General features: G+C 63.9%; 7 protein-coding genes and 1 pseudogene. 5 read left to right on the forward strand and 3 right to left on the reverse strand.

Features of this window, described 5'->3' with window-relative positions; translation table 11 throughout:
- Positions 1-256: pseudogene (locus AX702_RS14205) on the reverse strand (hypothetical protein); the annotation flags it as partial.
- Between the two features lie 495 nt (positions 257-751).
- Between AX702_RS14205 and AX702_RS14210 the strand changes: the two are divergent.
- Positions 752-1,036, forward strand: a complete 285-nt coding sequence (locus tag AX702_RS14210; protein ID WP_156455498.1) for a hypothetical protein — start codon at positions 752-754, stop codon at positions 1,034-1,036.
- Positions 1,037-1,138: 102 nt separating this feature from the next.
- Positions 1,139-2,056: an SMP-30/gluconolactonase/LRE family protein gene (locus AX702_RS14215; RefSeq protein WP_066780642.1), complete on the forward strand. Its 918-nt coding sequence runs from the start codon at positions 1,139-1,141 to the stop codon at positions 2,054-2,056.
- Positions 2,057-2,110: 54 nt separating this feature from the next.
- Here the strand turns inward: AX702_RS14215 and AX702_RS14220 are convergent, their stop codons facing one another.
- Positions 2,111-3,670 carry an acyl-CoA synthetase gene (locus tag AX702_RS14220; RefSeq protein WP_066780647.1) on the reverse strand — a complete coding sequence of 520 codons (1,560 nt, stop codon included), beginning with the start codon at positions 3,668-3,670 and terminating at the stop codon, positions 2,111-2,113.
- A 232-nt stretch (positions 3,671-3,902) separates the two neighbouring features.
- Between AX702_RS14220 and AX702_RS14225 the strand changes: the two genes are divergently transcribed.
- From AX702_RS14225 to AX702_RS14235, 3 genes are all read left to right on the forward strand, one after another.
- Entirely contained in the window at positions 3,903-5,012 is a 1,110-nt protein-coding gene (locus tag AX702_RS14225) for an NAD(P)-dependent alcohol dehydrogenase (RefSeq protein WP_066780649.1), read from the forward strand.
- Between the two features lie 43 nt (positions 5,013-5,055).
- Positions 5,056-6,492 (forward strand): aldehyde dehydrogenase family protein, encoded by a 1,437-nt coding sequence (locus AX702_RS14230; protein WP_066780650.1) that lies wholly within the window; start codon positions 5,056-5,058, stop codon positions 6,490-6,492.
- A gap of 71 nt (positions 6,493-6,563) precedes the next feature.
- Positions 6,564-6,971, forward strand: coding sequence for a lipocalin-like domain-containing protein (locus AX702_RS14235; RefSeq protein WP_066780654.1), 408 nt, complete (start codon positions 6,564-6,566; stop codon positions 6,969-6,971).
- Positions 6,972-7,316: 345 nt separating this feature from the next.
- Here AX702_RS14235 and AX702_RS14240 read toward each other — a convergent pair.
- Positions 7,317-7,982 (reverse strand): DUF3526 domain-containing protein (locus tag AX702_RS14240; protein ID WP_156455499.1); only part of this gene is annotated, 666 nt, incomplete at its 5' end.

The raw sequence follows: 7,982 nt of genomic DNA on the forward strand, positions 1-7,982 counted from the left end.
CCGCCGCCCCCGCAGGAGCCACCAGCCCCGCCTGCCCCAGACACAGCAGCGCGGCCGCCATTGCGGCCATGGCGGCGAGGGAAATGCCCCAAGCTCCCGAGTGCAGAGCCGCGAGAACACAGCCAAGCAGGATGGCAGTCCAGCCGACGCTGTTAAGGCTCATTGAGCGGCGTGGCCTCGCCCAAGCGAGCCGCAGGACGGCGACGCCGGCGACCGACGCTGCTGCCCCGCCCATCAGCAGAAGCTCAGCGGCCATTCGACGAGCCTCGATAGCAGGCGATCACGCGGTGGAGGCTCACGCTGGCACTTTGCCTTTTTCCTATAATGAAACTGGATTGAGGGCGCTTGTTGTGGCTCAAGCCGTCGCGCTCATACTAACGCTACAAAGAATGTGAATGTCTCGCAATATCATCGACCCGGCAGGATGTTCCTTTCACCCCCTCTGCTTCACTACCCGCACCCTTGAGCCCTCGCTTGACTTAAGCGCCGGACCCAAGCAACATTGTTACATGCTCGCGCCTGCGACCTATCTGCGGTTCCGCCATCACGCCGGCCAATTGGCCGCACGCCTCTAGCCCCGGCTCACCCGACGTAACTGGCTGAGCCCGGGGTAAATCGATCGACCTTCCGGTGCGCGGCCATGCGCGCCGACCTCGACAAGTGGCAGGCACATCATGACATCATGCTCCTCTTTTTGCGGAGAGACGTTTCGCTCTTCTCCCCCGACGCGCTTTCGACGGGGGATCGGCCGATGATCGAAGAGATCGCGCGGCACCGTTGCACCGGGCGCGGCGGCATGCCGCGCTACGTGATCGAGCATCGTCCGGTCTTCACCACCCACGGTGAGGGCGACACAAGCCTGTACCGAGGCGCGAGCCGAGCATCGCTGCCCGATGGAGAGCCCGTGCGTTACGTTGACGAGCGCACGTTCGCGGTCATTGCGACTGGCGAGATGCTGGTTCACGACCTCCATCGCTGCGGATGTGCACCGGCGCCGAAGATTACCAGCATCGCTGCCGGATCACGCAACAACTGATCGGACAACCGATCTTGACGCGGCTACAAGCTTTCTGACCTTTGCTCACCGATGATCAGCAGCGCCTCGCACGAACGAAGGCGCATCGAGAGGAGAGAGGCATTGGACATAGAGGTCGTAGCGGAAGGGTTGCTGTTTCCTGAAGGCCCGATCGCCATGGCGGACGGCTCGGTCCTGCTGGTCGAGATCAAGCGACAGACGCTCACACGGGTGCGCCGCGATGGCACCACTGACGTGATTGCCCAGCTTGGTGGCGGCCCGAACGGCGCTGCGATCGGGCCGGATGGCGCCGTCTATATCTGCAACAATGGCGGTTTCGAGTGGATCGAGCGCGAGGACGGCATGCTCGCGCCGCACGGCACGCCGGCGGATTACGAGAGCGGGTCGATCCAGCGCGTTGACCTTGCCACCGGCGACGTCACCACACTTTATACTTCGTGCGACGGCCGTGCCCTGCGCGGGCCGAACGATCTTGTGTTCGATCACGAAGGCGGCTTCTGGTTCACCGATCTGGGCAAGAGCAACGGCGACACGACACAGGTTGGTCATTTGCTTTACGCTCGGCCGGACGGCTCGCAGATCGTGCGGGTCCGCGAGGGCATGGTGACTCCCAACGGCGTTGGCCTCGCGCCCGACGGCAAGACGCTCTATGTCGCGGAGACGACCACCGGCCGTCTGTGGGCGTTCGATATAGCCGGTCCGGGCCGTCTGACGACGCCGCACGACAGGTGGGCAGCGGGCACGGTGTACGGACCGCTCCCTGGTTACCAGCTTTTCGACAGCCTCGCAGTGGAAGCGGACGGCCATGTCTGCGTCGCCACGATCGTGAACGGCGGAATCACGGCCTTTGACCCGGCCGATGGCTCATCGGAGCATTTCGCCTTCCCCGATCCGATCACCACCAACATCTGCTTTGGCGGGGAGGACATGCGCACCGCCTGGATCACCTGCTCCGGCTCCGGCAGGCTCTTCAAAGCGCGCTGGCCGCGTCCGGGCCTGAAACTCGCCTTTAACGCCTGAAAGCTGCGCTGGCGGATGCGCTGTCCGCCGGCCCGTCAGCAATGGGCGACCAGACTATCTTTCGAGCACCAGTTCGCCAGTGGCAAGCCGCTCGCGCAGCTCGCGCTTCAACACCTTGCCCGAGGCATTCTTCGGCAGTTCGTCGACGAACACAATTGCGCGCGGTTTCTTGTAGCTGGCGATATGTTCGCGGCAAAAACCGATGAGGTCGGCTGCACTGGTCGTCTCGCCAAGACGGCAGGAGACGACCGCTACCACCTGCTCGCCCCAGGTCGGATCCTCCGCGCCGATCACCGCCGCCTCGCGGATCGCCCGATGTCGGTAAAGCACTTCCTCCACCTCGCGCGGATAGATGTTCTCGCCACCAGAGACGATCATGTCCTTCTTGCGGTCGACGATCCACAGGTATCCGTCGTCGTTCCAGCGACCGACATCGCCGGTGTGGAACCATGGGCCCGTGAACGCCTTTGCCGTCGCCTCCGCGTTGCGCCAATAACCCGAGAGCACCTGGTCGCCACGCACCAGGATCTCGCCCTCCGTGCCGGGCGGCGCATCCCGGCCATCCTCCGTCACCACGCGCACTTGCGAGAGCAGCATCTGCCGCCCGACCGAGTTCAGGATCGGCAGCCCGTCGTCGAGCGCGCGATCATGTTCCTCCGCCGTCAGCACCATGACGTTGCCGGCAAGTTCGGTCATGCCGAAGCCGGTTGCGAAGCGCACGTTGGGCCATCGCTCCCGGGCACGCAGCAGCACCGCGGCGGGCATCGCCGACGCGCCATAGCCCATGTTGCGCAGCGATGAGAGATCGTAACGGCTCATCGAGGGATGATCGAGCAGCATGGCAATCATCGTGGGTGCGGCCGATGTCGCCGTGACGCCATGGCGCTCGATCGTCGCGAACAGGGTTTCGGGATCGAAGTTCTGCATCAGCACCACGGCTTGGCCGCGCAGGTGCTGGATCAGCAGCGCATAGCCGGCGACATGGTACATCGGGAAGGTGAGCATATAGACGGGCTTCGTCACCTCTCCGTCATCCCGGTCCCAGCTGACGAGCGCATTCATGACCGCGCCAAGCACGTTGCGGTGGCTGAGCATCGCGCCTTTCGGCAGCCCCGTCGTGCCAGAGGTGTAGAGCAGCCAGGCAAGATCATCGTCGTCGACGGCCACCTCCGGCGGTTCTGGTTGCCCTGACGCGAGCAAGGTTTCGAACGCGAGTGAACCAGGGACAGGCGCCCCGATGCTGATGATGGTACGCACATCGATGCGGTCGCGGATCGCCTCGATCGCGCCCATGAACTTGTCCTCGACGATCAGCACGGTCGGCTCCGCATTGCCGATGATATAGGCAAGCTCTGCCGGGCTCAGCCGATAATTGAGGAAGGTGAGCGCCATACCGGCGCCCGGCACCCCATAATAGCATAAGGCATATTCAGGGCAGTTCTCGGCCAGGATCGCTACCCGGTCGCCGGGCGCAGCGATCCCGAGCAGCGCATTCGACAGTCGCCAGCAGCGATCGCGCAGCTGGCTGTAGGTCATCGCTTGATCCTGGAATTGCACCGCCACGACATCGGGCGCATGATGCGCGGCAGTGGCAGGAATATCTCCCACCAGCATGATTGGCCCTCTCCTCTCGCCGGTCGATGCACAGGTCGCCGGCTCTTCTGAAAAGCTATCATGTTCTATTTTCCGGCACGCGGATAGTCGGCCGTTGCACCGGTTGTATTGAGGGCCGCGGGCCGGCTGTTCATGGCCGCGAAATGCCGGAGACGGTCATGCAGCGGGGATTGTTTGAAATCGCTGGTCAAGCCCTTAGGCTACGCCGCGAAAAAGCGCGGAGAGATCAAACATGACAACCTGCACCGCCGCCGTCGCGCATGGGCCACATGCCGATTTCGTCCTGGAGGAGCTGACCGTGCAGCAGCCGCGGGCGGGCGAGGTCCTGGTCAAGGTAGCAGGGGTTGGATTGTGCCATACCGATCTCGTCTTCCGCGATCAGATCGCGACCTATCCCTTCCCCGCCGTCTTCGGCCACGAGGGCGCCGGTGTGATCGAGGCGATCGGTGAGGAGGTAGAGGGCTTTACCGTTGGCGACCAGGTGATCATCGGCTTCTCTAGCTGCGGCGCCTGCCCACGTTGCGAAGAGGGCTTGCCGAGCTACTGCCGCAACTTCGTTCCGCTCAACTATGCCGGCATGCGCGTGACGGACGGGTCGCAGGCATATGCGAATGGCGATACTGCGGTTGCCTCACACTTCTTCGGACAATCCACCTTTGCGACCCACGCGATCACCCGGACGCGCAACCTGGTGAAGGTGGAGAATAGCGCCGCGCCGCTGGAGGTGCTGGGAACGCTTGCTTGCGGGTTTCAGACGGGCGCCGGGGCGATCATGCGCACCTTTGCCTGCCCTGCCGGGTCCAGCCTGGTCGTGTTTGGCGGGGGCCCCGTCGGGCTCGCCGCCGTAATGGCGGCGAAGCTACGCGGTTGTGCCGCGATCATCCTGGTGGAGCCGATGGCGAGCCGTCGGAGCATCGGCGCGGAACTGGGCGCGACCCATGTGATCGACCCGAACGATGGGGATCTGGCAACTGCGATCCGCACCATCGTGCCGGAGGGAGTTGATTTCGCCTTTGACACCACGGGCAATGTGGCGGTGATCGAGGCAGGTATGGCGTCGCTTGGCAGTCACGGGGCTATCGGGCTGGTCGGCGTTCCACGCGAGGCAGGCGCATCCATCTCGGTCAACATCAGCGCGCTGATGACACCCGGCCACCGGATCTATGGCATCATTGAAGGCGACAGCGACCAGCAGGGCTTCATTCCCGAGCTGATCGCGCATCACGCGGCCGGGCGCTTCCCGTTCGATCGGCTGGTGCAAACCTATCGCCTCAGCGAGATCAACGAGGCCATTGCGGCGCAGGCACGGGGCGAGTGCATCAAGGTGGTGCTGATCCCGTAACTTCTGTTATGCGGCGAGCAATCAGAATCGGGAGAGTGAGGCAATGAACTTCGATAGCGACTATCGCATGTTGATCGGCGGCGAGCTGGTAACCGGCGCCGCGACGCTCGACGTGGTTAATCCGGCGAACGAGGAAGTGATCGCCAGCGTGCCGGACGCAACGCGCGAGGATCTGGACAAGGCGATCGCGGCTGCACGCAAGGCGTTTCCCGGCTGGGCCGCGACGCCGATCGGGGAACGCAAGGCAAAGCTGGCGGCGCTCGGACAGGCAATCATGGCGAATGCCGATCCGCTGATGCGCCTGCTGACCAAGGAGCAGGGCAAGCCGCACACGGAATCGCAGGGCGAGGTGATGGGCGCCGGATATTGGCTGATGGCTGCGTCCCAGCTCGACCTGCCCGTTACCGTGAATGAGGATTCGGAAGAGCGGTACAGCGAGACGCGTCATGTACCGCTTGGGGTGGTCGGTGGCATCGCGCCGTGGAATTTCCCGATGATCCTGGCGATGTTCAAGGTCGGCCCCGCGCTGCTCGCCGGCAATACGATGGTATTGAAGCCGTCGCCCTTTACGCCGTTGTCGACGCTGAAATTCGGTGAGCTCGCCGCTGAGCTTCTGCCGCCGGGCGTGCTCAATATCATCACCGGCGGTGACGATCTCGGCCCCTGGATGACGAGCCATCCGGGTTTCGACAAGATCAGCTTCACCGGATCAACCGCGACCGGCAAGCGCGTGATGCAGTCCGCCGCGCCGACGCTGAAGCGCGTGACGCTCGAGCTGGGCGGGAACGACGCAGCGATCGTGATGCCCGACGTGGATGTCGAGAAGGTGGCGGAGGAGCTGTTCTGGGCGGCCTTCCGGAACAATGGCCAGATCTGCATCGCCACCAAGCGCATGTATGTTCACGAGGACATCTACGATCAGCTGCGCGACGCGCTGGTCGCCTATGCCAAGACCGTGAAGGTGGGCGACGGATCGGAACAGGGCACACAGATCGGCCCGATCAACAACAAGCAGCAATATGCCCGCGTGCTGGAGCTGATCCAGGACGCCAAGGACAAGGGCTACAAGTTCCTGGTGGGTGGCGAGAAGGCCGAGGTGCCGGGCTATTTCGTGCCGGTGACGATCCTCGACAATCCGCCCGAGGATGCGCGGATCGTGCAGGAGGAGCAGTTCGGCCCCGTTCTGCCGCTTCTGAAGTTCGATGACCTGGATGACGTGGTCGCCCGCGCGAACGCGACCGACTATGGCCTAGGCGGCTCCGTCTGGGGCGCTGACGAGGACAAGGCGTTCGAGATCGCGCAGCGCATCGCCAGCGGCACCGTGTGGGTCAACGAGACGCAGCATCTGTCGCCCATGGCAGCGTTCGGCGGCATGAAACAGTCCGGCGTCGGCGTTGAAGGCGGGATCGAAGGCCTGCTGGAGTATACCAACGCGCAGACGATCGTTCGCAAGAAGCGCAAGGAAGCCGTGCCCGCCTAACCTGCGAAACAGAGGTGCGCGGGCGCCCCTTATCGGGTCGTCCGCACACTGCCTCCTGGCAAAGGAATGCTATGACCGATCTGCTCGGCACCTGGACGCTCATTTCCTGCGTGAGCCAGAGGGGCGACAAGGAAAAAAGCACCTTCGGCGATCCGCCTGCCGGGCAGCTGCAATATACCGGCGACGGCCGCATGTCGGCGTTCCTGATGGATCCTGACTGGGCTGCCGCGGGCGATCCGCGCGCCGACAGCTTTACCCAGTTCTTTTCCTATGCCGGCTCTTGGCAACGTGAAGGCGACCGGGTGATGCACGACATCCTCTTCGCCTCCCAGCCGACGCGGGTGGGCACACGCTTCGTTCGGCTGATCGTCCCGGTGGACGACGATACGATCGAGCTCGTCACCGAGCCCGAGGTGTCAAAATCCGGCCAGACCTACGTCACGCGGCTAAGGTGGAAACGCGTCCCCGCCGGTGAATGATTAGGCTAGGGATGAACTCAGATGGCATGTCGCATCAGCTCTGGCCCGCACTGGAAAGCGCTGGTCCACGACAGCTGCGACCATACAGGTCCTTTTGAGAAAAGGGCATCAAGCGAGGCCGAAAGCGCGACGCTGTGGACGGCGGATTGGGCCATGCGGAATGCGCTGCGTTCGTCTGCGCGTCGTGTTGGACACAAGAGCCTTCGCGTGGATGCTACCAATGGTGGCGAAAGGCGATGGTGGCAGGGGCAGGATTGAGCCGCTGTAGCTCTCGAGGTCGCCTGATTGCCTAAGTTGTTGTCGACAACGACCTCAGCGACCTAAGCGACCCCATCTCTCGGTCCCTCAGCGCCCAAACACCGGTGCGCGGTCGAAATCCTCTTTCCCGAACGGCCGGTCGCTGAAGAGATAGCTGTAATAGAATTCGCGCAAGCGGCGGTGGAAATTGCGGATGCGATCCTGATAGGCGAGCTGCGCCGTCAGGTCCGTGTCCGCCAGCCGGGTGAGCAGCGCCTGCACGCCGACCGATGGCAGCACCCAGCCGAGCGCCCGCGCCGCCGCATCGCGCCGCTCCAGCCCGGCGCGATAGTCATGTACCTGCTCCGCAACGCTTTCATCGCCATTCTGATGAAACGCGAGATACCATTTGTAGTGGAATTCCGGCCCGAGCGGCGCCGAGTTCGCCCAGCGCGGATGGCTGGCATAGAACCGGCGCATCGTTTCCTCGCGCGGGATGTCCCAGGCGTGATTGACGCGTTCGCGCTGCGCCAGCGCGATCTCCGCCCCTTGCGTGATCGGCACCGCTCGGTTGATCGCGACATGCGCCAGCGTCGGCGCGATCAGCACCAGCACCAGCCAGCAGGCGGCAAGCGTCGCGGCGTTGGCCACCGAGCTCCAGCGCAGCCGGCCGATCAGCGCGGCGAGGCCGATCCAGAACAGGAGGTAGGCGGCGATGACGAGCAGGATCAGCAGGATCGCCCCCGGCACCACGCCGGACGATATGGCGGCAAC

This window comes from Sphingomonas sp. CCH5-D11, from assembly GCF_001557395.1.
Classification (GTDB): Bacteria; Pseudomonadota; Alphaproteobacteria; order Sphingomonadales; family Sphingomonadaceae; genus Sphingomonas.

Bases quoted from the DNA above. Each gene is read 5' to 3' on its own strand.
- AX702_RS14210 (WP_156455498.1), top strand. From the start codon at position 752: ATGATCGAAGAGATCGCGCGGCACCGTTGCACCGGGCGCGGCGGCATG.
- AX702_RS14220 (WP_066780647.1), bottom strand. From the start codon at position 3,670: ATGCTGGTGGGAGATATTCCTGCCACTGCCGCGCATCATGCGCCCGAT.
- AX702_RS14225 (WP_066780649.1), top strand. From the start codon at position 3,903: ATGACAACCTGCACCGCCGCCGTCGCGCATGGGCCACATGCCGATTTC.
- AX702_RS14230 (WP_066780650.1), top strand. From the start codon at position 5,056: ATGAACTTCGATAGCGACTATCGCATGTTGATCGGCGGCGAGCTGGTA.
- AX702_RS14235 (WP_066780654.1), top strand. From the start codon at position 6,564: ATGACCGATCTGCTCGGCACCTGGACGCTCATTTCCTGCGTGAGCCAG.